This window comes from Ammoniphilus sp. YIM 78166, from assembly GCF_004522215.1.
GTDB lineage: Bacteria > Bacillota > Bacilli > Aneurinibacillales > RAOX-1 > YIM-78166.
In genome coordinates this window covers 485,242-509,421 of sequence record NZ_SDLR01000005.1, presented here as the reverse complement: position 1 = coordinate 509,421, position 24,180 = coordinate 485,242, and the positions used below count along the sequence as shown (strand labels likewise).

Below are 24,180 nucleotides of genomic sequence, written 5' to 3'. Positions count from 1 at the left end.
GGGGGAAGGTCTCTATTGCTGTTAAATTCTCTGGTATTAACCAACTTAAGATCTGATTAGTGCGCATGTAAGATGGATAAATCCGTAATACGAGTTCTCATATGATTTGCCACTCGTAAGGTGTGCTCATGGTCCCAATCTAGCGGAATGAGCTTGAAATTCTTCCAATTCTTATATTGGGTTAACGTAGGAATGAAAAAAGGATCCTTCAGCTCGATCGAGACATTTCCCTCGAGTTCCGTTTTCACCACATGGATCCCGCCGATTCCACCCAGTAAGCGGTCAATGCCTTGTTGAGCGGATATAAAATTTCCTAAGGAATACATGACATAGGTTGAGTGTCCTTTGGCGTTCGTCACCCATGCCGGAGGCTGAAGCACATGGGGATGGTGCCCGATAATAATATGAACGCCTAAATCAGAGAGTCTCTGAGCAAGGTCCTGCTGCAAGGTATTAGGATGAAGTTCATATTCATTTCCCCAATGCATGGAGACGACAATGACATCAGAGATCTGTCTCGCTCGCTCAACATCAAGTTGGATTTGTTTCCAATCTATTAAATTGACATAATAGGGTTTGTCTTTAGGTATGGGAATTCCGTTGGTTCCATAGGTATAGCTAAGGAATGAAAAGACAATGCTATTTCTTGTCAGTGTTCGAATGTGGTCTCTGTCCTCAGTAGAAGCGTAGCTACCGGTATAAGGGATTTCAATTTGGTCCCAGTAAGCTAAGGCTCTCTCAATGGCCCCGTCTTTATAGCGATCAATCGTATGATTATTAGCCAAGGTGACAAGATCGAAGCCTGTATCTTTTAGAGCATCTGCCACTTCAAAAGGGCTGTTAAAAAGAGGGTAGCTCGACAGTCCAATTTCTTTTCCGCCAATCATTGTTTCCTGGTTGGCGATAGCCAGATCCGCTGATTCAATGAAGGGCTTTACTTGTTCAAACATGGGAGTAAAGTCAAAGGTACCATCGGGCATAGCAGCATCTTGATAAACCGAACTGTGAACAAGGATATCACCTACGGCAACCAATTTAGCGGTTGTAAGGGTAGGCACGGGTGCTGGTTCTGTTTCTGGTGGCGGAGGTTCAACTGTCACTTCAGTCGGTTCCGTAACGACAGCTTCTGCAGTCGGTGGTGTAATCTCGTACTGGCTGAGCTCTTGTTGGAAATGGCGGATAGAAAGTATGAGGACTAGTAGAATGCTAAGAGAAAGTAATAGTTTATATCTCATAGATGACTCCTTTGTTTACAGTAAATTACTTATTATATTATATCTGTAAATAAAGGAAAATGGGGAAAAACTTCGAAAATTGTTTCATAGGGAAGATAAAAAGCCGAAGGAACCTTGACATTACGACTGTTTTTATGTTATTAAAATAGATGTTAGCACTCTCTTTATAAGAGTGCTAATCTGTAGGCTTCGTTTTACATATCATTTCAATATAGAAATAAGAAGGGAGAACCATCCATATGGCGATCAAACAAGAATTCAAAGCCGAATCGAAACGTTTGTTAGAAATGATGATCAACTCCATCTACTCACAGCGAGAGATTTTTTTACGAGAATTAATTTCCAATGCAAGTGATGCCATTGATAAAATCTACTACCGCGCTTTAACGGATGACAGCTTAACTTTTGATAAGGACAGTTATTTTATTAAGGTAGTTCCCGAGAAGGAAAACCGCACTTTGAAGCTTATTGATACAGGGATTGGGATGACCCAAGAGGAATTAGAGACCAATCTGGGTGTGATCGCCAAGAGCGGTTCTTTAGCCTTTAAAAAAGAAAATGAAATTAAGGATGGCCATGATATTATTGGTCAGTTTGGTGTAGGATTCTATTCTGCATTTATGGTGGCGGACCAAGTCACAGTCATCAGTAAAGCGCTAGGGCAGGATCAAGCGTACAAATGGGAATCGCAGGGAGCCGATGGGTACACCATTGAGCCGGTAGAAAAGGATTCCGTTGGAACGGAAATTATTCTTAAGATTAAAGAGAATACCGAAGATGAAAGCTTCGATGAGTATCTAGATGAGTATCGCTTAAAGGGAATTATTAAAAAGTATTCTGACTTTATTCGTTATCCAATCAAAATGGATATAACCACCAGCAAGCTCAAGGAAGGCACGGAAAATGAATTCGAGAGCGTGAAAGAAGAGCAGGTTATCAACAGCATGGTTCCGATCTGGCGAAAGAATAAGAGCGAGCTGACTCCGGAGGATTACGAGAACTTTTATATGGAAAAGCATTACGGCTTTGATAAGCCGATTAAGCATATCCACATTAGTGTGGATGGGGCCGTTCGCTACAATGCCATCCTCTTTATTCCGGAGAATATTCCGTTTGACTACTACACCAAGGAGTTCGAGAAGGGGCTAGAATTATACTCTAATGGAGTCCTTATCATGAACAAATGTGGAGACCTCCTGCCTGATTACTATAGCTTCGTTAAAGGGATGGTGGATTCGGAAGATCTTTCGCTAAATATCTCTCGAGAAATCTTACAGCACGATAAACAACTAAAGCTGATTGCAAAGAACATTAAGACGAAGATTACGAATGAGTTGCAAAACCTTTTGAAGAACGATCGTGAGAAGTATGAGCAATTCTTTAACTCTTTTGGCCGACAACTAAAGTATGGTGTATACAGCGATTACGGTACCAATAAAGATACTTTGCAAGACCTGCTGCTGTTCTATTCCTCAAAGGAGAAGAAGCTCGTGAGCCTAGACGAGTATGTGTCTCGTATGCCTGAAGATCAAAAGTATATTTACTATGCTTCAGGGGAGACCAATGAGCGCATCGAGAAAATGCCCCAAACCGAGCTGGTAGCAGATAAAGGCTATGAAATTCTTTACTTTACAGATGAGATCGATGAGTTTGCGATTCGTATGCTGATGACTTATAAAGAGAAGGAGTTCAAGTCTGTTTCTAGTGGGGATTTAGGCATTGAAGCGGATGAGAAAAATACGGATGCAGAGCAGAAGGAACATCAAGAGCTATTTGACCATATGAAACAAACGCTGGCAGGAAAGGTCAAAGATGTTCGCGTTTCAAAACGCTTGAAGTCCCATCCGGTTTGTTTGTCTACGGAAGGCGAAGTGTCGATCGAAATGGAGAAAATCCTTAAGGCGATGCCAAATAATCAAAACATCCAAGCAGATAAGGTATTGGAAATCAATAGTAACCATGACGTGTTTAAGTCGTTAAAAAATGCCTTTGAACAGGATAAGGAAAAACTAGATCTCTATACCAACCTTTTATATAATCAAGCGTTGCTCATCGAAGGATTGCCGATTCAAGATCCAGTGGAGTTCACTAATGATATTTGCAAGATGATGGTCTAGAAAAAAGGAAGGAGGTGCCTAATAAAGGCTCCTCCTTTTTATACGAGTGGAAAAGCGTGAATCAACACGCCGCAATTGATAGGATTAACCCTGATATAGTACAATGAAAAACAGAGAGAAGATAGGCCAAAGGGGATGAAGTGGGACCATGAGTTTTAGGGAAATCTTGCTGCAAGAAGCTAATGAGCTAATAGAAAGAATTAAAGCTGAAGAAGAACCGGCCAAGAAGCATAGCTTCTGTAGTCAGCTTCTAGAGATATTGGAAGAGTTGGATATTGATTATGTAAGAGATTCCGTTTTTTGGGATGAATTACAGTTGGATTATCGTGATTTTCTAGTTTCATAGCGCATAATGTTTAAGCCCTCCGATAAGTGTTTCGGAGGGCTGTTTTATTAGGCGGACATTTCTTTTGGGATAGGTCTTTTCGCTTGCGTTTTCCAGGTACTAAAGCTATAAATCGCTAGCGAAACCCAGATAAGGGAAAAGCTGAATAGCTCCGTTTGGGTAAACGGTTCATGAAAGAGAAAGATGGCTAACAGTAGGCTTGTTGTGGGTGCCAAATATTGAATGAAACCGACGGTACTTAGCGGCAATCGCTTGGCAGCCTCGGCAAACCACAGCAGGGGCAGCAATGTCGCGATTCCAGCAGCAGCTAAGGCAAGCTGAATCGGTAAGGATAGATGAAAGAAGGTTTCTGTGCCCTGTGATTGAAGATACATCAGATAAATGAGGGCAAGAGGAAAGACAATTAAAGTTTCCCAGAGTAACCCTACCATCGGAGCCACCTGAAGCGACTTTTTAAAATAACCATATAAAGCAAAGCTAACCGCTAAGGATAAGGAGACCCACGGAACCTGCCCATATTCAAAGGCCATGATAGAGACGCCCAGCCCTGCTACTGTGATCGCTACCCATTGGCCTTTATGGAGTTTTTCCTTCAGGAGAAGCACGCCTGCCACTACATTAATTAGCGGGTTGATATAATAGCCCAAACTGGTCTCAATGACGCGATCTACATTAACAGCCCAGATAAAAATCACCCAATTCATGGCAATTAGGAATGAACAAGCCACAATAGCTAGGATTTGTTTGCGGTTGGTAATTGATTGTTTGATCTTTTCCCAGCCTATGGTTAGGGTTACGACAATGCTTATGGATAGAAAAGACCAAAAAATTCGATGTGATAATATCTCCCAAGCCGATAATGAGGCAAATAGCTTCCAATACAACGGCAATAACCCCCACATAAAGTAGGCGCAAATAGCATAGATGAATCCTTGTTTCATGGAGCTCTCCTAAATTTTGAAAGTTAAGTTCGACTATACTATAATCCTGCGTTGAATTTTTGTCAAAGGTTGTAAATGGGAGCAAGTTCATACGCCAATCAGGTTAGGGGATAGGGTGCATTGACGACTAGCAGCTGCTTAGAAAGGGGATACCTGAAAGTAAAACGATAAAGAGGGATGTTCATTGGATTATCCATTGGAATCAATTTTCGTCGAAACAAATGGGATTCGACTTCATGTAATGCAAGCTGGTCCAGCTGATGGGACGGTTTTGCTCCTGCTGCACGGATTCCCCGAATTTTGGTATAGCTGGAAGAGGCAGATTCCTTTCTTTGCAGAGAAGGGATACCGGGTGTGGGCGCCGGACTTGCGGGGGTATAACAAAAGTGATAAACCTAGAGGCATTCGGGCTTATCGAATGAACCACTTGACCGCAGATGTGGTGGGGCTTATTGAGGCCACAGGGGCGAAAAAGGTGATTCTAGTTGGTCATGACTGGGGAGGTTTTCTCGCATGGCATGTTGCTGAACAGTACCCTCATTTAGTGGAAAAGTTAATCATTTGTAATGTCCCCTTGATGCCCGTGATGCAGCGTAATTTGCGCCGAAACCCTTTGCAGATGATGCGGAGCTCGTATATTCTGTTTTTCCAGCTGCCTTGGATACCTGAATGGTCGGCTAGGGTATCGGATTGGAAGCTACTTGTGGGAGTGATGAGGGGCAGCAGCCGTGAAGGAACGTTTACAGACGGAGATTTTGAGCGGTATCGGGAAGCGTGGTCACAGCCGGGAGCCTACCCTTCCATGTTGAATTGGTATCGGGCATTCGTACAGCTTAAACGAAAGAAAAGTGCGAGCGAAAGAATCAAGCCACCCGTGTTGTTGCTGTGGGGAAAACAGGATGCATTTCTGGGAGCGAACATGGCGGAGGAAAGCATTGTTTTGTGCGACGAAGGTCGATTAGTTTACTTTGAGAATGCTACACACTGGATTCAGCATGAGGAAGCGGAGCGGGTGAATGAGTTGATTTTTGAGTTTTTGGGTAAAGGGGAAAAGGATGAGGGCGTGATTGGGGTAGGGTTGGGTGATGGTGCAGTCATAGGGGCCCACGATCAACTTCAATGAATCTTATGCACTCGATGATTCACTCATTCGTCTCACGTTCAGATTTGAGTGAATCATCCGCCTCACCCATCCATCTATCTCAACCGATGCATTTGATCATTTTCAAAGATTTGCGTGCCTGGAAGGAAGGTCTGGGCCATTCTATGCATGATTTCGGCTACTTTTGCTCCTTGTATCGGGCGGTACTTTAAGAAAGAACCTGTAAACAAAAACGAGAGAGGCTGGCTGATCCAGGCTGAAAGTTTTTCGCCAAAGCGAAACTCTGCGCGCTCTCCGAGTAGAAGAGAAGGGCGAAAGATCAGGAACGAGCGAAGTCCAAGGTTTTGGATTGCTTTTTCCAGTTCGCCCTTTACTTGGTTATAGAAAAAGCGAGAGTGCTCGTCTGCTCCCATAGAGGAGACGAGCAGATAGCGTTCGGCTCCTTGCTCTTTCGCAAGCTTAGCCGCGAGCAGCGGAAAGATGAAGTCTACTTCTTTGAACCGTTCTTGTGTTTTAGCTTTTTTAATGGTCGTGCCTAGACAACAGAACACATCGTTTACGCCAAATTCATTCTGATATTGACTCATCTGATGAAAATCTTCTAATTGAATTTGACGAAGTTTCGGATGTGAATGTGTTAAATTCCTACGCACAAAGACAACCACCTCTTCGTAGTTATCGTCTTGTAATAACTGCTTGAGTAATTGGCTTCCGATTAAACCCGTTGCTCCGAGTAGTAGTGCTTTTTTCATGAGCTTTCCCTGCCTTACACTGGAATACGATCGTTTAATCATGACATGACGCTAGGGAGAAGTCAATTCAACCTGCTTGGAGGCTGTTGCTCTTACCTTGACTCCAAATAACCAGCGCATCACGGCGGTTCGTTTAATGATCCATTCGTAAAGGAGAACGGAAAGAACAAGCGTGAGTACCATGATCAAGATAAACATGGGGTATACTCCTAAATTAAGCGGCAGAACATAGTAGCCTACAACGACTAAGACCGTTTGGTGCAGGATGTAGACCGGGAATGCGGCTTCATTGAAATAAGCAAGGCACTTATGGGGAAAATTCATCCATTGGTGGCCATAACCCAGGATAACAATGAGCGTGAGCCAAGTATTTAGCGAACGTAAATAAGGGAGAAGAATTCCGGCATAAGGCAAAGTTTCTCTTTGTTGCATGAACGCGAACATCAGAGGCACTAAAATCAAGGTGGCTAGAAAGGATCGGAAGCGAATCCGATTAAACAGGTCTTGATAGCGAGCATCGCTGCAAGAGATAAATCCCATAATTAACAGAGCTAGAAAAAAGAAAGGGTTTTGCCCACCGGGAGCAGGTAAGGCTTGGAGTAATACCAAGACGATAAAAAAGGAGATAAAGGTCGTCGGTTGGCTAAAAACATGGTGAAACCTTTGAACGGTCTCTGCTCTTTTGGGGTCTGTAAAAAAGGTAAAGAAAGGCAGAGCGACAAGTGATAAGACAAACAAGTAAAGAATAAACCACAGATGCGCAGGGGTGAAGGTGCCAAAATACCCGGATAAGTCGCTAAAATCAGTAAAAAAGGTGCCTAAGAAGGTAAGGTAAGAGCCTGCTTCACCGGTGTGAGCTAATTTAGCATAGTAGCCTTGTGGCGGTATGACTAGGAGTAGACCAAAAACGAACGGGATGAACAGCCGCTGTATTCGGTCCTGACGAATCTGTTTATTGGACCTTACACGAAGCGCATACCAACACGATGCTCCAGCGAGCCAAAACAATAACGGCATAAACCAGTAGCTGGTTAACGCGATAAACCAGCTTAGTCCCCAATCGAGCTGCTCGCTTTTTACATAAAAGGGATTCCAGTGATCAAACACACGAGCGGAATGGAAGGGGAAAAGGAGTAAAATTCCAAAATTTCTTAGCCAATCGATATCATATCTTCTTTCCATATGTACTCTCCCATATTTTACCGACGTATAACATAACACCCATTTTGGATTATCGGCTAAAAGCAAGATTTTGTAAATACATAAAAAACCACCTTTCGGTGGCTTTTACGTTTTATCCCGCAGTTCACTGTTCATGGTTCGGTTGGACATTTCCTCAGCGACTCCTTTGGCATCCATCATTTCTTCGATTCGCTCTTCGATGTTGTTTTCTCCACGGATGTGCTTCGGTTGCATTTCTTTGCGGTTTCTTGTTGGCATGTTCGATCCCTCCTTTTCCTAATGAAGATCCATTGTTAGTATGAGGAGGAATCTGGAACGATATGTACAGATTAGAAATTACTACGGGATTGACCGCCGTCTACATTGAGGGTGGCTCCAACAACCCAGGAAGCCTTTTCGGAAGCGAGGAAAACGACCACGTTCGCGACTTCCTCAACGGTGCCAAAACGACCGGCAGGGATTTCCTGTTCGACAAACCGATGGATTTTTTCTGGATCTTGCTCAAGACGCTTTTGCCAATTGCCTGTGGGGTGCAGGATGGAACCGGGGGCGACTCCGTTTACGCGAATGCCTTCTTTAATCATTTCATCGGCAAATGACTTGGTAAAGCTGATAAGAGCAGCTTTGCTATTATTATAAGTGACCTTACCTCCGGACTCTCTTCCGAAGATGGAGGAGATGTTGATGATTGACCCTCCGCCTGTTTGTTTCATCTGTTCAGCAGCGAGTTGGCTAAGATGTACGGCAGAGAAGTAGTTCAACTGCATCGCTTGTTCAAATAAGGACAGATCGGTTTCCATCGCTTGTCCGCCATTGCTGCCTCCCACATTATTGATGAGGATATCCATTCGTCCGAAGTCTTCAAGCAGCGCATGAAAGACCCGTGCTCGCTCCTTGACATCGGTTAAATCGCCTGCGTACGTACGGATTTCTCCGAGCTCGTGCCGTGCGCTTTCTAAGTCTTCTTGGCTCCTTGCAGCGATAGCTACAAGGGCTCCTTCCTCTACAAAGGCTCGGGCGATCGCTTTGCCAATTCCTTTTGAACCGCCTGTAATCAATACAATTTTTCCAGATAAACCAAGATGCATAAGGTGTCCTCCTGCTTTTCTAATAGTATTATTCTATTGGAATTAACTTGAAAGATAAATTTTCTAAAAATTGTGTATAATTTCGACTGATACTATAGTAAAATATAATCGATGGTAAAATGATGCAAGAGGAGAGGATCCTATTGGCACGGATTGACGAAATTGCTCCTGATGTTTTTCGAATCTCCATTTACGCCCCCCAACAAGAGATGCAGTATAACCAGTTTTTAATTCGCGATGAGGAACCGCTCCTGTTTACAACAGGATTGAATGCGTTTTTTCCCGAAATGAAGGAGGCCGTAGAGCGCCTGATGAAACCAACCGATTTGAGATGGATTGGGTTTAGCCACTTTGAGTCGGATGAATGCGGTTCACTGAATAAGTGGTTGGAGTTAGCCCCTCAATCGGAGGCGATTACAGGAATTGTGAGTGCGTTTGTGAATATCAACGATTTTGCCCTTCGGCCAGCCCGCATTTTACAGAACCAAGAAGTGTTTAGAACAGGCAAAAAGCAATACCGCTACATAAGTACACCGCACGTCCCGCATGGATGGGACGCAGGTTTGTTCTTTGAAGAAACGGACCACACACTCTTGACCTCTGATCTATTCCATCATAACGGTGATGTTGTTCCCCTAACGAAAGAGAGCTTGGCAGATCATTGCCGTGAAACCTTAATTCAATTTCAACAAAGCCCCTTCGCCAATTACATTCCTTATAATGCCAAGACCGGACAGATTTTAAAAGATCTTGCTGAGCTGCGTCCCGTTACGTTAGCGATCATGCATGGCTCATCCTACTATGGAGATGGAAAAAAGGCCATTGAAGAGCTCGACGAAGTATGGAAGGAAGTACTAAAAGATTGATAGGAAGTGTCCCCGGTCAAGGGGACATTTTTTTTCTGGGATCTAATGCCAACAGGATGAGGGCTAGGAGAGAACCTTTGAAGCTTAGAGCGGCATAGAGGATGGGATACATGAAGAACAATTCCATGCTGAGGGAAGCCTTCAAGTGAAATAGAAGAATCACAGGAGTGAGTAAAAAGCTCCCTAGAGGAATGAAAAAACGCAGGTGTCTCTTAAATAAAATCAGTTGCAGGGCAAATCCCAGAATGAAAAAGATCAATGGATAGTAGATTAGCAGAAGCTTAAATTCCAAAGCGTTCCCTCCGTGTGTTAGACTTAAGTTTAGTTTAGCAACCCGTAGGTCAACTCAAAAGTACCTACTTTTTTTGGTACCTCTGAAAGGTTGTCAAAAGGCTACCTGTCTACTAAAATAGCAGAATGAGAAACGATAAACCGACCGTATTAATGATGAAGACGTTATACTCTCTTCTTTTGGAAGTAGGGGAAAACCTGGAAGCGGCTAGCCTTTCCCAGCTTACACATGAAGAAGCCAAGCAGTGGATTGCAAGGTTAAAGCAGCTGGCACGAGTGAAGGCCAAGAGTTTTATGGATTCTGACGTCTTTCATGAGAAAGCCATTCGAAGTTTGGATACAAGGGATAATAAGGAACTCGATTGGGTTGGCAATCAGCTAAGCTTACAGTATTTTGGACGTCCCTGTAAGGTGCCGATTGAGTGGGATAAGTCGTTGAAAAATGCTGCAGGGTATTTTTCTTTTGACCTTCGTACACAGAGACCACTGCGCATTGTGCAGAGCATGTGGCAATATAATCAATTCGGTGCTCAGCATGTGATCGGGACCCTTAAACATGAGTTAGCTCACTTTCATTTATTCATGGAGGGAAGGCCTTTTCGTGATGAAGATGAAGAATTTAAGCAGCTTTGTCACCAGATTGGAGCTCCCCTGTACGCTTTGGCGATGAAAGAGGGCTATGTGACTTCCTGTTCGGCTTGCGGTGGCTTTGCGGGATTAGAGAAAAAACCGAAGAAAAAGCTCATCAGCCGCTGCTGTAAGAGTTCGTTAGACTTTGGTTCATTTGTCTTAATCTTTCCCAATGGTCAAGTGGTGGAAGTGGAGAAAGAATAGTAGTTCGGAGGAAACGGCATGCTTCATCAAGCAAGGGGATTGTTAAAACGAATTTATGGATACGATGATTTTCGCCCGGGACAGGAGCGGGTGATTCACGATATATTGAGCGGGCAGGATACGGTAGGGATCATGCCGACGGGAGGCGGGAAGTCGATTTGCTATCAAATTCCCGCCTTGCTTTTGCCTGGCACGACACTGGTTATCTCTCCGCTTATTTCCCTTATGAAGGATCAAGTGGATGCGTTGGCGGAAGTGGGCGTTTCGGCTGCTTATTTAAACAGCTCGCTCGGCTGGAAGGATACAAGGGAAACGATGGCAAAGGCTGTTGCCGGGAAGTATAAATTGCTCTATATTGCGCCGGAAAGGTTGGAGGCTGACAATTTTGGTGCGCTTGTACAGGGATTGACCATTCCGTTCATCGCCATTGATGAAGCGCACTGTGTATCGCAGTGGGGTCATGATTTTCGGACGAGTTACGTAAGGATTGCGTCATTTATTGAGAGTCTGCCGACTCGTCCTAAGGTTGGTGCGTTTACGGCAACGGCAACGGATGAGGTTCGCCAAGATATTTGTAAGCAACTTGGGTTGCAGCAGCCTTGCGTACATATCACGGGCTTTGATCGGCCGAACTTGACGTTCTCGGTATTGCGGGGGGTCAACCGAGAAGCGTATTTGCGCCAGTATATAAAAGAGCATCGGGACGAAGCCGGGATTATCTATACCGCGACTCGAAAGGTGACGGACCAGGTGCATGGCTTATTGTCAGAGATGGGCATTGCCGTTGGCAAATATCATGCTGGTATGAGCGACCAGGAGCGGGAGCAGCAGCAGCAAGCGTTTTTGCAGGATGATGTTCGTGTCATGGTAGCTACTAACGCTTTTGGGATGGGGATTGATAAGTCCAATGTGCGCTATGTGTTCCATTGGAATATGCCGAAAAACATGGAAGCTTACTATCAGGAAGCGGGCCGCGCAGGTCGAGATGGAGAGCCTGGGGAATGTATCCTATTCTTTCAGCCGCAAGACATCCTGACGCAGAAATTTTTGATCGAGCAGTCCGTATCCTCCCCGGAGAGGAAGGCATTGGAGCTTAGCCGTCTGCGTCGAACCGCAGATTATTGTCATACGAGGCATTGTTTGCGCCGATATATTTTGGAGTATTTTGGACAGGCGGTGGAGCAGGCGGACTGTGGTCGTTGCGGGAACTGCAACGATGACGGGGAGCTTGAGGATATTACGATTGAAGCGCAGAAGATTATTTCCTGTGTACGGAGAATGAATGAGCGGTTTGGCATCACGTTGGTGGCACAGGTGTTAAAAGGCTCGTCCAACAAACGCGTGTTGGAGCTTGGATTGGAGAAGCTGTCCACTTACGGCCTGATGAAGGAACGAACGGAGAAAGAAGTGTATGACTTAATTCAACTGCTTGTTGCGGACGGCTATTTGGGTTTGTCAGACAGCCAGTATCCGATTCTCAGCTTGCAGCCCTCTGCTGTGGGTGTGATTAAAGGGGAAGAAAAGGTTTTTCGACGTTCCCATAAGGTTCGCAGCCATACGCAGGAAGGGGAAGACATGTTCCAGTTGCTCCGTTCCCTTCGTAAGAAGCTGGCTGATGAGCAAGGCGTTCCGCCTTATGTGGTTTTCTCGGACAGCACCTTGCGCGAGATGGCGATTCGAAAGCCGATTACCCTGCATGAGTTACTGCAAATCAAGGGAGTCGGGGAGTCCAAGCTGGAGCGATATGGTGATGCCTTCTTGGCGGTGTTACGGGGAGAATTGGAAACGTCGGTGGGGTGAGTGTCACTGGGGGATGGGCGGGTATCGGGTATCTAAAGCAGAGGCAGTAGATGGAAAAGCTCCTCTTATGTTGGTATCGCTCCTAGGTACGCTGCTATCCCTCCTATATACGCACCCGATACCTAACAGCAGATTTGAAACAGAAAAAAAGGCTTTTTCCCTTTTAGAAGGGAAAAAGCCTTTTGTATGTTCACAGCCAATTCAGGTATAATTAGGTAATGCTTTCGACAAAAACCGGGGAGTGACAGTGGCACTTATGATTTATCAGCTGAAGATTACACTGAAGAAATCTGGGTGAAGAAGGAGGAAGCTTACGTCATTTTAGCTCCCCTGACAAAAAAACTCGGCATTGAACTTCGCTTAGTAGATGAACTGCCTATGCTGCAAGAAGCGGCAGACGAGGTGAAAAGTCAATTTGCATTTTAAAGGAGAGGAAACAAAACCATGATCAAAAAAGTAGAACATACCGCCTTAATTGTAAAGGATATGGATCAATCCATTGAGTATTATCAGCGCCTATTCCATTTTCAGCTTCGTATACGTGGAACAACCCAAGCAAGAGAGCTGGCCTTTCTTTTCCACCCCAACCAGCCCAGCTTTGAAATTGAGCTGATCCGAGACATCGAGTCCACTAACGACTATGCTAGCAAAGGGATCGTGAACCACTTGGCTTTTACCGTAGAAAATATTGAAGAATGTATAGATAAACTTAAACAAGAAGGAGTCACCTTTTTAACAGAAACGCCCAACTCCTCGATCGACGGAGGAAAAACTATTTTCTTCTACGGTCCGAATGAAGAATTACTCCAGCTGGTCCAACCGGTAGGTAGATAAGAGAGGGTAGGGCAGTCCCTATGGTGGCTGCCCTATCCTCTTTTTATCGATTGAAAATCTTATTTTCGTAACACCCCTTATTGCCGGACTCATGATACACTAGAATTACGGCAGGAAGAGAAATTACGGCCAATCGCCTGGAGGCAGGTCGGATTATTATTGGTACGCAATACGAAGATATATTTGAAGAGATGACGCTGGTGCGGGCCTTCCTTGATGAGGAGGGAAAACTAAGGCTGAAAGGAAAGAAAGGCTGATCCCCTGTTCATGTGAGGGTCAGCCTTTAAGTTTGTCTTTTACGATTTGTTTAGGGCTCCAGCAATCAAATTGATATTTCGGATGGGTGCGGTAGCCTAGCCTTGCGCACTGATAGTCAACCTTTTGTCCAGACTCTTTGATCACCTTAAAATGTTCACAGCTTGCACAGCAATGATACCGCGTGTTTTTCACATTCCAGTCCACCAATACAGGTTATTTATCTATATTATAGGAAGAATCTGTTAGAATAGGAAGGGTAAAAAGATGAAAAGAGGTGCAGCAATGATTACCTTAAGTATATTGGACCAATCGCCGGTAATTGAAGGCGGGACGGCGATAGAGGCCCTAACTCGTACGGTTCGACTGGCGCAAGAAGCAGAAAAGTGGGGTTATCACCGCTTTTGGGTGGCTGAGCATCACCATACCTATAGTCTAGCGGGATCAAGTCCAGAGGTGCTCCTGGGTTATATAGCTGCGAAAACCAATCAAATTCGCATCGGTTCTGGTGGGGTCATGCTGCCGCACTACAGTGCTTATAAGGTGGCCGAGAATTTTCGTGTGTTAGAAGCGTTAGCTCCAGGAAGGGTAGATCTGGGGTTAGGCAGAGCGCCTGGCGGTATGCCGATCGCAACCAGTGCGCTTCAAGAAGGAAAGATGCAGCAAGGGGACCCCTATCCTGAGCAACTAGATGATTTAATGGGATATCTTCATGATCAACTCGATCCCCATCACCGTTTTTCTGGCCTCTACGCCACACCAGTTGTTGCGACCGCACCGGACGTTTGGTTGCTCGGTTCAAGCGATTATAGTGCGCAATTAGCGGCGGAAAAAGGAGCAGGGTTTGCTTTTGCCCAATTTATCAATGGAGAAGGAGGGGCAGGGGCGACAAGAGCATACCGGAAATTTTTCAAGCCTTCTCTCTTAGGAGAGATCCCTCGTACTCTCGTCTCCATCTTTGTGATCTGTAGTGAATCCGAAGAGGTAGCAGAACAGTTAGCAGCGAGCTTAGATCTTATGTTATTGCAGTTCCGCAGAGGAATCCGCAATGTAGGGATCCCAACTCGAGAAACTGCCCTTCAATATACGTATAGTCCGTTGGAACGCGAGGTGGTTCGAGAAAACCGCAAGCGCATGATTGTGGGCACTCAAGAGCAGGTGAAAGCACGCATTTTAGCCTTGAGTGAAGAATATGAAACCAAAGAATTTATGATTATCACGAGGACCCCTGACTTTGAGGCGACGCTGAAGTCGTATCGGTTGCTGGCGGAGGCGTTTGCCATGATTCCATAATTTCCGTAACTCTAGAGCGGTCCGTGATGCTTGCTGCATAGTAGGTGAGGTCATGAATTTTCATTTTCCGAATGTGGAACAAAGGGACGTGGTGAAGGTCACACAGTACCATGATGTCATTAAACGACAAGGCAACAAGAATAATCCAGGGCTCACCGTTCATCCCCCAGCCCCCCTTCGTTCCCATGATAAGAGGCAAGGGCTTGTCCTTGTTCTTGACATAACGATAAACCCATTCTTGTTCAGTCAGGGGTTTTTGCTTCATCATCGTACGGACCTCCGTCATTATTGGCTCGTCTCAGTTTTTGCCGGAACGAAATTTCGAATACAAAGGAGATTGAACTCATGAACATCAAAATCCTCACGGTCGGGACGAGAGGAGATGTGCAGCCCTTTGTCGCTTTAGGAAGGGAGCTTAGGAGAAGGGGTCACGAGGTGACGATTTGCACAGGGGAGAATTTTAAAGCGATTGTGGAAGGGTATGGGGTTTCTTTTTCGCCGGTTCGTGTGGACTATCTTAAGCTTACGCAATCCGAGGAAGGCCAAAAAATGATGAACGGAAATCCGCTGGCCGTCTTGAAAAATATGAAAACGTTGGTCTACCCCTTGATGGAGCAGATGCTGGAGGATTTATGGGAAGCTGCCCAAGACGCGGAGGTGCTGATCTACCATCCTAAAGCCTTTGGGGGATATGACATAACCGAAAAACTGCAAATTCCCGTGTTTGCAGCGCATCCCATTCCCGTGATTGCTCCCACCGGCTTATTTACTAATCCGGCTTTGCCCGTTTCAGCGTCGATAGGCTGGATCAATCAGTTAAGTTTTAGAATGAATCGGTTGTTTATGGCTGCGTTTTTCAGTATCATTAACCGCTGGAGGCAGGATACATTAGGGCTAACAACGAAGCGAACGCTATTATCGGATGATCTTAAGATTAAAGGGAAACAGATTCCTGTTTTGTATGGGTGTAGTCCCCGGGTAATTCCCTATGATCCGACCTGGAAGGATCAGGTGTCGATGTCAGGATTCTGGTTTTTGGAAGAGGAGGAAGGCTGGAAGCCGTCTGCAGAGGTGTTGCAATTCCTAGAAGAAGGTCCACCGCCTCTTGCGATCAGCTTTAGCAGCATGCCGCTAAAGGATCCCAACCGAGTCCGGGAAATGCTGGTCGAAGCATTGGAGAAAACGAACCAGCGAGGGGTACTGATGACCGGTTGGAGTGGGATGGAAAGCAGCCCTCTTTCGCCGCGTATCTTTACCATTAATGCTCTTCCCCATACGTGGTTATTTCCGAGAACCTGCGGGGTGATTCACCATGGAGGGGCAGGGACTACCGCTGCGGTTCTCAAGTCGGGCAAGCCGATGATCATTTGTCCCTTTTCCGCAGACCAGCCGTTTTGGGCGAAGAGAATGAAAGAGCTAGGGATCGCCACTTCCCCTCTTAAGGAAAAGGAAATGTCGGTAGAGAGCTTTGTTCATCGCATCCAGGAGTTGACCTCGAATCCTTTGTTAAGCAGGAAAGCAGCCATGTTAGCCAACGATCTGAACCGAGAAACTGCCCTGGAAGACACCGCGCAATTTATCGAGAAAAAAGTAGAGAGATGGAGGGAAAGAGGATGAACTCGAATGAGGCGTTATTAGCTTCGTGGATAAAGCAATCACAGCGAACCGTAGTTCTAACGGGAGCTGGTATGTCGACGGAGAGCGGTCTCCCCGATTTTCGCTCGAAGAGTGGCTGGTGGAAAAACATAGACCCTACTACGGTGGCTACTGTCGAAGCCTTGGAGAGAAACTACGAGCTGTTTCACGAGTTTTATAAAACGAGAATGGAAAATCTTCAGGATTGTCAGCCTCATGAGGGTCACGCTATTCTTGCAGAGTGGGAAGCAAAAGGTTGGGTCCACGCGGTTGCCACCCAAAACGTAGATGGCTTCCACCAAAAGGCGGGGAGTCAACTCGTCTTTGAACTGCATGGTTCGATTCGCTCTGCGCGCTGTCATCGGTGTTCGACAAAGGTTAAGATCGAGTCTTTTCTATCGGGGCAGACCTGCGAACGTTGCGGGGGAAAATTGCGGCCGAATGTCGTCTTGTTTGGAGAAGCCCTACCAGAGGTGGCCTGGGACCAGTCTTTATCTGCCATAAGATCCGCCGATCTAATCCTTGTCATTGGAACCAGCCTACAAGTTTATCCGGTGAACCAATTGCCGCGGATGACGAAGGGGAAGATCGCGATCATCAATATGGAGCCAACGGATCAGGATGACCAATTTGACCTAGCGATTTATAATCAAGCCGGCCAAGCGCTGAAGGTAGTGGACCATTACCTGGCTGCTGACTAGAAATAAGCAGGAATCTGTTGAACAGGCAGCTTGGAAACTTCCTTGAATATCGCAGGCTCTGCACGCAACATACACACAGATTTAGCATACCGCTGCTGATATGCGGGCAGCTCTTTAAATTGAAAAGAGTAGTAAAAACTGGGATCAATATCACTATAAAGAAGAAAGGCCGGGACTTGCTTTTGGAAGGTGGAGAAGCAGCTGTCCAGCATTTGTTTCCCATAGCCCAATCCTCTTTTTTCGGGGATGATAACGAAGGAACCAAGCCCAAACACTGGGAGACTCAGGTCAGCTAAACAAATTTCATAGGAGATCAAAATGAGCGACCCAATCAAGTTGTCCGATCCATCCACGAGCACGTATCGGGTTCCTTTATCCTCTTCTTTTTGATTTTCTTTTACATATTGTTTATAGGTTCTTCCTTTAGACCATTCTCTATAGCCCATCTGGTAAACCGGGGTGGTTTCATCCGGTGCGATCTTTCGAAATAACATAGGACGAGTTCTCCTCAAGTCAAGCAGTTTAGTAATGACAAATTTATGACAACTAACAGTAAACTATCGACAAATGGCCAGATGTTCGTATAAGCTATAGACTATCTCTTTAGTATTGATTCAATATATGTTATTCTCCGTATACCCCTTAACGGTGAATCCTACTGACTTGTCAGTGGGATCTTTTTTTGTCTATAGCTTACGATACTTATCTTATCAGAGGCCCCTTCAAAAAAGAAGAGCTTTTATGAATAGGTAGATAATGGCATCATAATGCCAAGACTCTTCATACATTCTACATATTTTTTGTCTATACTCATATTGTAACGAGCTTTTTCCAGCTTAATCATGCATGGCTGACAGGAACCATGGCAGTCACGGTGGGCATTAAAAATACTCTTTAGTCAAAAGCTTGGTTGAGTGAGCAGCCAAGTTTTTTGGCCATTTATAGGATGGTGAGATTCATGAAAAGCGAAGAAATCAGTATCTTGATTGTCGATGATGAGTGGAATATGCGAAATCTCATCAAAGCTTATCTTCAGTCCGAGAACTGGAAGATTAGCGAAGCGGAAAGCGGCAATCAAGCGCTCCAACGGTTTCAACAGGAGCCGTTTGACCTGATCATCTTAGATATTATGATGCCGGGACTAAATGGGTGGGAAGTGTGTAAAATGATTCGGGAGAAAAGCCATGTCCCCATTTTATTGCTCACGGCCATTAATGAGACGAAAGATAAAGTTTATGGTTTAAATATCGGGGCAGATGACTATTTAACCAAGCCGTTTGATCAAGAGGAGTTAATTGCCAGAGTGAAAGCTTTAATCCGTAGAAGCAGTGTATCGAAGGAAACTCGGTTTACGCTTCCTGAGATTGAGATTAACCCCCTTTCAAGAGAAGTTCGAGTAGGTGAAAAACCTGTTATGTTGACAGCAAAAGAATTTGATTTGTTTTGTATCTTTGTAAAAAAGCCGAATCAAGTTTTTAGCCGAGAGGTGTTGCTTGAGCAAGTATGGGGTGCAGAATTTTACGGGGATGACAGAACGGTCGATCAGCACATTAAAAATATTCGGGAAAAGATGAAAAAAGCAGGTTGCACGTATAATCCCATACAAACGGTTTGGGGAGTGGGTTATAAGCTACATGCTCAAAAATAGCTTGAATTCAATTGTCGTTAAACTAGGAATGGCCATGGTGATTCTTCTATTTGTTGTGTTACTGCCCTTGGGGTATGTCGTGAACCAAGTTTTTTTAACTTTTTATTATCAAGAATCCCTTCAAGCACTGGACCGTCAAAGTGATAAAATAGTCAATATTATCGTGGAATCCCAGGAAAGGGGGATGGCGAACCAAGTGGTCATAGCTATGCAAATGATAGATGACGGGGTCGCTATCCTTAATTCCCACCGGCAAGTGGTGATCGAAAGAAACGTCGAAACAAATCTGCAGAAATTATTAAATGATCAGGATTGGACCCAGCTCATTGCCGGAAACAGATTGATCAAGGAAGAAGGAGGGGGATCTGGGCAACTTATTTTAATGGGAAAACCGATTAACCTCAACCAGCAATTCCATGGGGCTGTCGTAATAATGACGGGGATGGATGCGATTGAACATTCCGCATCCCAAATTCGAAACGTATTAATGTTGTCAGGGGTAGGAGCCCTTTTGCTCGCTTTGGGGTTTACCATCTTGATGGTACGAAAGCTTTCGATTCCAATGCTTAACATGGTCGATGCAGCCAAGGCTATGGCCAAAGGAGACTTAAACGTTCGAGTCACGGTGGAGTCCCATGATGAAATTGGATCCTTAGCTCAAGCTATTAATGAGCTAGCATCTGATTTAAAACGCTTTGAAGATAGTCGAAAAGAGTTTTTTGTGAATATTTCCCATGAGCTGCGTACGCCTCTTACCTATATTCAAGGGTATGTAGGACTTCTTGAAGGGCAATCGGGGAATGAGGAGCATATCCGAATTATAAAAAATGAAACGCAGAGGCTTAAACGTTTAGTCGATGATCTTTTTGACTTATCTCAGCTTGAAGAAGGGAAGATGGCTCTTACTCTAGAATGGGTGGATTTGCCCGAGGTATTGCAAGGCGCGTTAGACAGTGTACACCTGAGAATGAGGGAAAAGAACATTTCCTTGGTCGTGGAAGAAGAAGAAACTCCTTTGCTCTTATTGGATGGGTATCGGATGCAGCAGGTGTTAATCAACCTGCTTGATAATGCCATTCGTTATACGAAGGAAGGAACCATATTGGTAACCACCCAAAAAGTGGATGATGAGGTTCACATCTTGATCCGCGATACAGGGATCGGGATCCCTCAGCAAGAATTGCCGTACATCTTTGAACGGTTTCATCGGGTTGAAAAGTCTCGCTCTCGAGCTTTTGGGGGGACGGGCTTAGGACTCGCAATCGTGAAAAAGCTGGTAGAGCATCAAGGAGGCACGATATCCGTCCAAAGTAACGTTGGGCAAGGTACGGAATTTAGAATTAGCTTTCCTATTGGAAAAGAGGAGAGGGATTTATGAAATATCTGGTTAGGGCCGTGGCAGGGAGTCTCATTGTGGCGGGTTTAATTTGTTTATCAATGGCCCCTGCCGCCATGGCAGGATTCCCAATGGGGACTTTCATTCATTCGTTTGTTGTTGTCTGTTTTTGGACGGCGGTACCCGTTCTTATCCTCGGATTGCTGTATTATATGGTGACGCGGAAGAAGAAATAAAGAAGGTGTAGGCTCTTTTTCTGGTGCATTTGGCATTTCCTAACATATTTTCATCCCAATTGAGAAACCCTATGGTTATCAGAAAGAGGGGATGAATCGAATGTACTGGAGAAGCAAAGTGCTCTACGATGCTTTATGGGAGCAGTTTCATCCTTCACAAGATGCTAAGTTATTAATCTCCAAGAACGAGTATGAGGAAATCCGGCTGATTTATTTTAAATCGTTAACAGATGAAGCTAAAATCCAAACTTTAATCTTAAAGCCTTTTTATGAACTAGTGAGCAGGAAAGACTTCTCGCGCTATATTTGCTCCCTACCCAATACGTCTGAATATCAAGAAACCGATGATCTGTCCAAAAAAATCTTAGAGGGCAACCTCATCTTATTCTGTGGGCTCCATATTTTAATTATCGATGTGAAGAAGGCGGTCAATAACGCGACAACCCAATCCACAGTAGAAAGTGTAATTCAGGGACCCCAATATGGATTTAGTGAAAATGTGGAAGTGAACTTAAATCTGATTCGTCATCGCTATCCTCAAGAAACCTTGATTGTAGAAGCGCATCTCCTCAACACTCAAATCCCTCAAACGGTACACCTAGTTTATGATTCTCAATTTGTCAATGAGGATCGTCTGCAAAAAATTAAGGAGCGCTTAGGAAAAGTAACTGGGAAAACCTTACAAGCGATTGGGGAATTAGAGCAAAAGCTAAACCTCCAGAAGATTACTTTATTTCCAACATCGATGATAACCGAACGACCGGATCGGGTGGCCTTAAATTTATCTCAAGGCAAAGTGGCTTTAATGATTAACGGGACGCCATTTGTACTTCTAGCCCCTGCTGTTTTTTATGACTTTATATCGTCGATGGAAGACATTTATCAGTCATGGGGCGTGAGTCGCTTTATAATTATGCTGCGTTATATAGGGCTTTTTATCAGTTTAATCTTGCCGTCTATGTACGTCGGGGTTACTTCTTTTAATCCTGAGCTGTTCCAAGTACAGTTAGCGCTGTCTATCGCAGGAAGCCGAGTAGGAGTTCCTTACCCTTCCTATCTCGAGGTGCTATTCATGCTGATTATGATGGAATTGCTTACTGAGGCCTCGATTCGTTTGCCTAAGACGATAGGCTCAACAGCCACGACGGTAGGGGGGTTGATCCTAGGTCAAGCGGCAACCGATGCGGGGTTAGTTTCCAATATCATGATTATCCTCGTAGCAGCTGTTGCGATCTCCAATTTCGTCATCCCGATTAATGCCATGGGCTTTGCGCTCCGAGTCTCTAAGTACTTCGTGTTGCTCTTAACCACCTTCTTCGGCTTAGTGGGAATGGTAATCGGGCTAATTTTCTTGATTGGCTACCTATGTAAACTTGATAGCTTTGGCCAGCCTTACCTTCGATTATTTTTAGGGGCTAATGATAAGGATCTGTTTAATGAAAAGGAAACCTCCTCATGAAAACCCGCTATATCTACTATATTATTATCTTGAACATGCTATCAAACGTTGTGGCCTATGTACCTGTTATTCTGATTAGACACCGTTTTGACGGAGCAGTTATGTCCATTGCTGTTGGCTGCATCTTAAGTACACTTATCGCCATGGTTTTTTTTAAGAGTTTTCAGGTATTTCCCGAGCAAGGCTTTCCAGAGATTCTGCAGCAGCATACCACCTCGTGGGTAAGGCTTACGATTCTGATTTATTTTAGCATAACATGGTTTTTGGCTGGATTTATCACCATTGCTTCCTATAGTGATATAACGGTTCGGTTTATTAATCCGGACATATCAGAATGGCTAACCAACCTTCTATTTGTTCTGGTTGTCATTTTTCTTGCGAACTCTACGACGAAACAAGTGCTTTACATACTAGAAATTCTTCTGATAGTAAACGTTCCGTTGATCATTTTAATTTTCATACATGGATTGAGAAGTCCATATATGGATTGGACTGCGGTAAGGCAAATTCTTTCCTACGCTTGGGATTGGCCAGCCTGGGATACGGTGGCAGCTACAACTTATATTTTTACGGGTTACGCGAACATGGTTATTTTTCATCGGGTGTTTACCCAGCACATCTCTTTAAAATGGTTTCCATTAGTAGGTGTCGTTGGGTTCTTGAACCTTGCCACGACCTTTTTTCTTCCTATTGGATACCATGGGACCGAAGGAGTTGGCTCTTATATTTACCCTTGGATCGCAACGGCTGACTCGATCAGAATGGAGTTGGGCCCTGTTGAGCGGATGGTGTTTATATTTCTTTTACTGTATTTAAGCATTTCACTCTTAAGTACCTTGGTTCATTGGCATGTCGGCTTAAGAATTATCCAAAGCCTATTACCTCCCCCGAGCTCAACTAAAAAGAAAGCTTGGTATCCTTTACTCGTCCTAGGAAGCTTTGGCGGAATTACCATTGTTGCAGATATCTTACTAAATGAGGTTGATCTCTATAATTTGTCAGTATGGTGGTTGCGCATTCGTTTGCCGAGTGAGATCATCCTTGTGTGCTTATTGTATTGGATTGCTAGGAAGGTGAAGCATGAAGCGAAGTCGACTTCTTCTGCTGCTAATCGTCGCTAACGTCATTTTCTTATCTGGGTGTGGGTTCAAAGATATCGATAAGCGTTTTTTCGTTGTCAATATTGGAATCGACAAGCCAGATGATGACAAGCAAAAATATAAGGTTATTCTAAAGCTAGCTATTCCTACAGGGGATATAAAGAGTGGTGACAGTGAATTTATTCTAGTAGAGCAGGAAGCCAGAACCATTGCGGATGCGGTACGTATCATGAAGTCAAGAGTAGATAAAGAGTTTGATTTTAGCCAGGCAAAGGTCATTGTTATCGGTGAAAAAATGCTTGATCAAAATATGCTTGACATAACCGATTGGATGATTCGACGCCGCGACATACAAAAGATTGCTTATATGGCAGCAGGGGTGCCAGATGCGAAAACGATCTTAGAAATTAAACCAAAATCGGAGAGACTTCCTTCCAATTCCTTGTTTTTAACCTTCGGTGGTGAGGGATCGGAGTCGATCTTCACGGTAACCTCCTTTCTCTTTGACTTCAGAAGGAGATTGTATGAAAAAGGATTGGATGCCTTTCTGCCTGTGATTGAGCAAGGGGGAAAAGACTTGTTTCAAATTAACAAGCTCGCGATGTTTAATCCCGATGGATTTCAAGGATTTCTTAATCCACAAGATACAAAGTTTTTTCATCCATTACTTTCTTCGGCTTTTATTCGCAGAACCAGTGTAACCGTTCAAGAAGAGGATTGGGAATTTGTCGTTGATGTCGGGGGAATTCAGGCAGGTTTTCAAGTGAACGAAGGAGAAAAAGGGAAGGTAAAGATATTAGTAAACTATGAGATACAAGGGATCATTGAAGAATCAACGAGAAACGTGGAAAGTCAAGAACTAGGGAAGATTGGGGCTATTGTAGAAAAAGAAGTAGAGAAAAAGGTTCGCGACATGCTATCCAACCTACAAAAAAACGAGTGGGACCCAGCAGGATTTGGTCTGGCATATATGGCTCAGCGCTTTGACAACGAAGGGGAATGGGAGGATTGGAGAGAACGTCTGTATCCTAACGCAACCTTTGACATTCAAGTGAAAGCGGACATCCTCGGGACAGGCTTTACGCATTGATGGAACAAGGGAGTGGCTTAACAGCTGTTCCTCTTTTTT

The 24,180-nt window shown here is 44.5% G+C and carries 26 protein-coding genes; 17 read left to right on the top strand and 9 right to left on the bottom strand.

All coding sequences use genetic code 11. The features are described from left to right. Positions 1-56: 56 nt before the first annotated feature. Positions 57-1,235, bottom strand: a complete 1,179-nt coding sequence (locus EIZ58_RS23680; RefSeq protein WP_134703412.1) for a CapA family protein — start codon at positions 1,233-1,235, stop codon at positions 57-59. Positions 1,236-1,474: 239 nt separating this feature from the next. Here EIZ58_RS23680 and htpG point away from each other — a divergent pair, with 239 nt between their 5' ends. Continuing rightward, positions 1,475-3,352 carry a molecular chaperone HtpG gene (htpG, locus tag EIZ58_RS23675; protein ID WP_134703411.1) on the top strand — a complete coding sequence of 626 codons (1,878 nt, stop codon included), beginning with the start codon at positions 1,475-1,477 and terminating at the stop codon, positions 3,350-3,352. Between the two features lie 148 nt (positions 3,353-3,500). Further along, positions 3,501-3,698, top strand: coding sequence for a hypothetical protein (locus EIZ58_RS23670; protein ID WP_134703410.1), 198 nt, complete (start codon positions 3,501-3,503; stop codon positions 3,696-3,698). A gap of 47 nt (positions 3,699-3,745) precedes the next feature. Here EIZ58_RS23670 and rarD read toward each other — a convergent pair whose 3' ends face one another. Next, a complete protein-coding gene (rarD, locus tag EIZ58_RS23665; RefSeq protein ID WP_134703409.1) occupies positions 3,746-4,639 on the bottom strand; it encodes an EamA family transporter RarD in 894 nt (297 codons plus the stop codon). A gap of 184 nt (positions 4,640-4,823) precedes the next feature. On the opposite strand from rarD, the gene EIZ58_RS23660 reads away from it, so the two are divergent. Further along, positions 4,824-5,762, top strand: a complete 939-nt coding sequence (locus EIZ58_RS23660) for an alpha/beta fold hydrolase (RefSeq protein WP_240689354.1) — start codon at positions 4,824-4,826, stop codon at positions 5,760-5,762. 74 nt (positions 5,763-5,836) lie between these two features. On the opposite strand, the gene EIZ58_RS23655 is transcribed toward EIZ58_RS23660, so the two are convergent. From EIZ58_RS23655 to EIZ58_RS23645, 4 genes are all read right to left on the bottom strand, one after another. Next, positions 5,837-6,493, bottom strand: coding sequence for an oxidoreductase (locus tag EIZ58_RS23655; RefSeq protein WP_167577914.1), 657 nt, complete (start codon positions 6,491-6,493; stop codon positions 5,837-5,839). A 51-nt stretch (positions 6,494-6,544) separates the two neighbouring features. Then, the gene (locus EIZ58_RS23650) at positions 6,545-7,675 is read right to left on the bottom strand and encodes an acyltransferase family protein (protein ID WP_134703407.1); all 1,131 of its coding nucleotides are present in this window, start codon (positions 7,673-7,675) and stop codon (positions 6,545-6,547) included. 105 nt (positions 7,676-7,780) lie between these two features. Then, positions 7,781-7,933, bottom strand: coding sequence for a hypothetical protein (locus tag EIZ58_RS33770; protein ID WP_167577913.1), 153 nt, complete (start codon positions 7,931-7,933; stop codon positions 7,781-7,783). Positions 7,934-8,004: 71 nt separating this feature from the next. Continuing rightward, a complete protein-coding gene (locus tag EIZ58_RS23645) occupies positions 8,005-8,763 on the bottom strand; it encodes an SDR family NAD(P)-dependent oxidoreductase (protein WP_134703406.1) in 759 nt (252 codons plus the stop codon). Positions 8,764-8,906: 143 nt separating this feature from the next. On the opposite strand from EIZ58_RS23645, the gene EIZ58_RS23640 reads away from it, so the two are divergent. Beyond that, positions 8,907-9,629: an oxygen-binding di-iron domain-containing protein gene (locus EIZ58_RS23640; protein WP_134703405.1), complete on the top strand. Its 723-nt coding sequence runs from the start codon at positions 8,907-8,909 to the stop codon at positions 9,627-9,629. 16 nt (positions 9,630-9,645) lie between these two features. On the opposite strand, the gene EIZ58_RS23635 is transcribed toward EIZ58_RS23640, so the two are convergent. Further along, on the bottom strand, positions 9,646-9,921 hold the full coding sequence (locus EIZ58_RS23635; RefSeq protein WP_134703404.1) for a hypothetical protein: 276 nt from the start codon (positions 9,919-9,921) through the stop codon (positions 9,646-9,648). Between the two features lie 125 nt (positions 9,922-10,046). Between EIZ58_RS23635 and EIZ58_RS23630 the strand changes: the two genes are divergently transcribed. From EIZ58_RS23630 to EIZ58_RS23615, 5 genes are all read left to right on the top strand, one after another. Next, on the top strand, positions 10,047-10,754 hold the full coding sequence (locus EIZ58_RS23630) for a SprT-like domain-containing protein (RefSeq protein ID WP_240689352.1): 708 nt from the start codon (positions 10,047-10,049) through the stop codon (positions 10,752-10,754). 18 nt (positions 10,755-10,772) lie between these two features. Beyond that, entirely contained in the window at positions 10,773-12,554 is a 1,782-nt protein-coding gene (recQ, locus tag EIZ58_RS23625; RefSeq protein ID WP_134703403.1) for a DNA helicase RecQ, read from the top strand. Positions 12,555-12,848: 294 nt separating this feature from the next. Further along, complete coding sequence (locus tag EIZ58_RS34925; RefSeq protein WP_255438385.1) at positions 12,849-12,980, top strand: DUF6930 domain-containing protein; 132 nt, start codon at positions 12,849-12,851, stop codon at positions 12,978-12,980. An 18-nt stretch (positions 12,981-12,998) separates the two neighbouring features. Next, positions 12,999-13,388 (top strand): VOC family protein, encoded by a 390-nt coding sequence (locus tag EIZ58_RS23620; RefSeq protein ID WP_134703402.1) that lies wholly within the window; start codon positions 12,999-13,001, stop codon positions 13,386-13,388. A gap of 540 nt (positions 13,389-13,928) precedes the next feature. Then, the gene (locus EIZ58_RS23615) at positions 13,929-14,936 is read left to right on the top strand and encodes an LLM class flavin-dependent oxidoreductase (protein ID WP_134703644.1); all 1,008 of its coding nucleotides are present in this window, start codon (positions 13,929-13,931) and stop codon (positions 14,934-14,936) included. Here EIZ58_RS23615 and EIZ58_RS23610 read toward each other — a convergent pair. Beyond that, the gene (locus EIZ58_RS23610) at positions 14,860-15,204 is read right to left on the bottom strand and encodes a hypothetical protein (RefSeq protein WP_134703401.1); all 345 of its coding nucleotides are present in this window, start codon (positions 15,202-15,204) and stop codon (positions 14,860-14,862) included. The two genes, EIZ58_RS23615 and EIZ58_RS23610, sit on opposite strands and share 77 nt — an antisense overlap. Before the next feature lie 77 nt (positions 15,205-15,281). On the opposite strand from EIZ58_RS23610, the gene EIZ58_RS23605 reads away from it, so the two are divergent. Both EIZ58_RS23605 and EIZ58_RS23600 read left to right on the top strand, forming a co-directional pair. Then, entirely contained in the window at positions 15,282-16,553 is a 1,272-nt protein-coding gene (locus tag EIZ58_RS23605; protein WP_134703400.1) for a glycosyltransferase, read from the top strand. Beyond that, the gene (locus EIZ58_RS23600) at positions 16,550-17,272 is read left to right on the top strand and encodes an SIR2 family NAD-dependent protein deacylase (protein WP_134703399.1); all 723 of its coding nucleotides are present in this window, start codon (positions 16,550-16,552) and stop codon (positions 17,270-17,272) included. The genes EIZ58_RS23605 and EIZ58_RS23600 overlap by 4 nt, the downstream gene beginning before the upstream one ends. Here the strand turns inward: EIZ58_RS23600 and EIZ58_RS23595 are convergent. Then, positions 17,269-17,766: a GNAT family N-acetyltransferase gene (locus EIZ58_RS23595; protein ID WP_134703398.1), complete on the bottom strand. Its 498-nt coding sequence runs from the start codon at positions 17,764-17,766 to the stop codon at positions 17,269-17,271. The genes EIZ58_RS23600 and EIZ58_RS23595 overlap by 4 nt on opposite strands. Before the next feature lie 464 nt (positions 17,767-18,230). Between EIZ58_RS23595 and EIZ58_RS23590 the strand changes: the two genes are divergently transcribed. From EIZ58_RS23590 to EIZ58_RS23565, 6 genes are all read left to right on the top strand, one after another. Beyond that, complete coding sequence (locus tag EIZ58_RS23590) at positions 18,231-18,920, top strand: response regulator transcription factor (RefSeq protein ID WP_134703397.1); 690 nt, start codon at positions 18,231-18,233, stop codon at positions 18,918-18,920. Between the two features lies 1 nt (position 18,921). Beyond that, on the top strand, positions 18,922-20,298 hold the full coding sequence (locus EIZ58_RS23585; RefSeq protein WP_167577912.1) for a sensor histidine kinase: 1,377 nt from the start codon (positions 18,922-18,924) through the stop codon (positions 20,296-20,298). Continuing rightward, positions 20,295-20,492, top strand: a complete 198-nt coding sequence (locus tag EIZ58_RS23580) for a hypothetical protein (RefSeq protein ID WP_134703395.1) — start codon at positions 20,295-20,297, stop codon at positions 20,490-20,492. Before EIZ58_RS23585 ends, EIZ58_RS23580 begins: the two co-directional genes overlap by 4 nt. Before the next feature lie 100 nt (positions 20,493-20,592). After that, positions 20,593-21,951, top strand: coding sequence for a spore germination protein (locus EIZ58_RS23575; RefSeq protein WP_134703394.1), 1,359 nt, complete (start codon positions 20,593-20,595; stop codon positions 21,949-21,951). Then, entirely contained in the window at positions 21,948-23,072 is a 1,125-nt protein-coding gene (locus EIZ58_RS23570; protein WP_134703393.1) for a GerAB/ArcD/ProY family transporter, read from the top strand. The genes EIZ58_RS23575 and EIZ58_RS23570 overlap by 4 nt, the downstream gene beginning before the upstream one ends. Then, a complete protein-coding gene (locus EIZ58_RS23565) occupies positions 23,032-24,141 on the top strand; it encodes a Ger(x)C family spore germination protein (protein ID WP_134703392.1) in 1,110 nt (369 codons plus the stop codon). The genes EIZ58_RS23570 and EIZ58_RS23565 overlap by 41 nt, the downstream gene beginning before the upstream one ends. Positions 24,142-24,180: the final 39 nt, after the last annotated feature.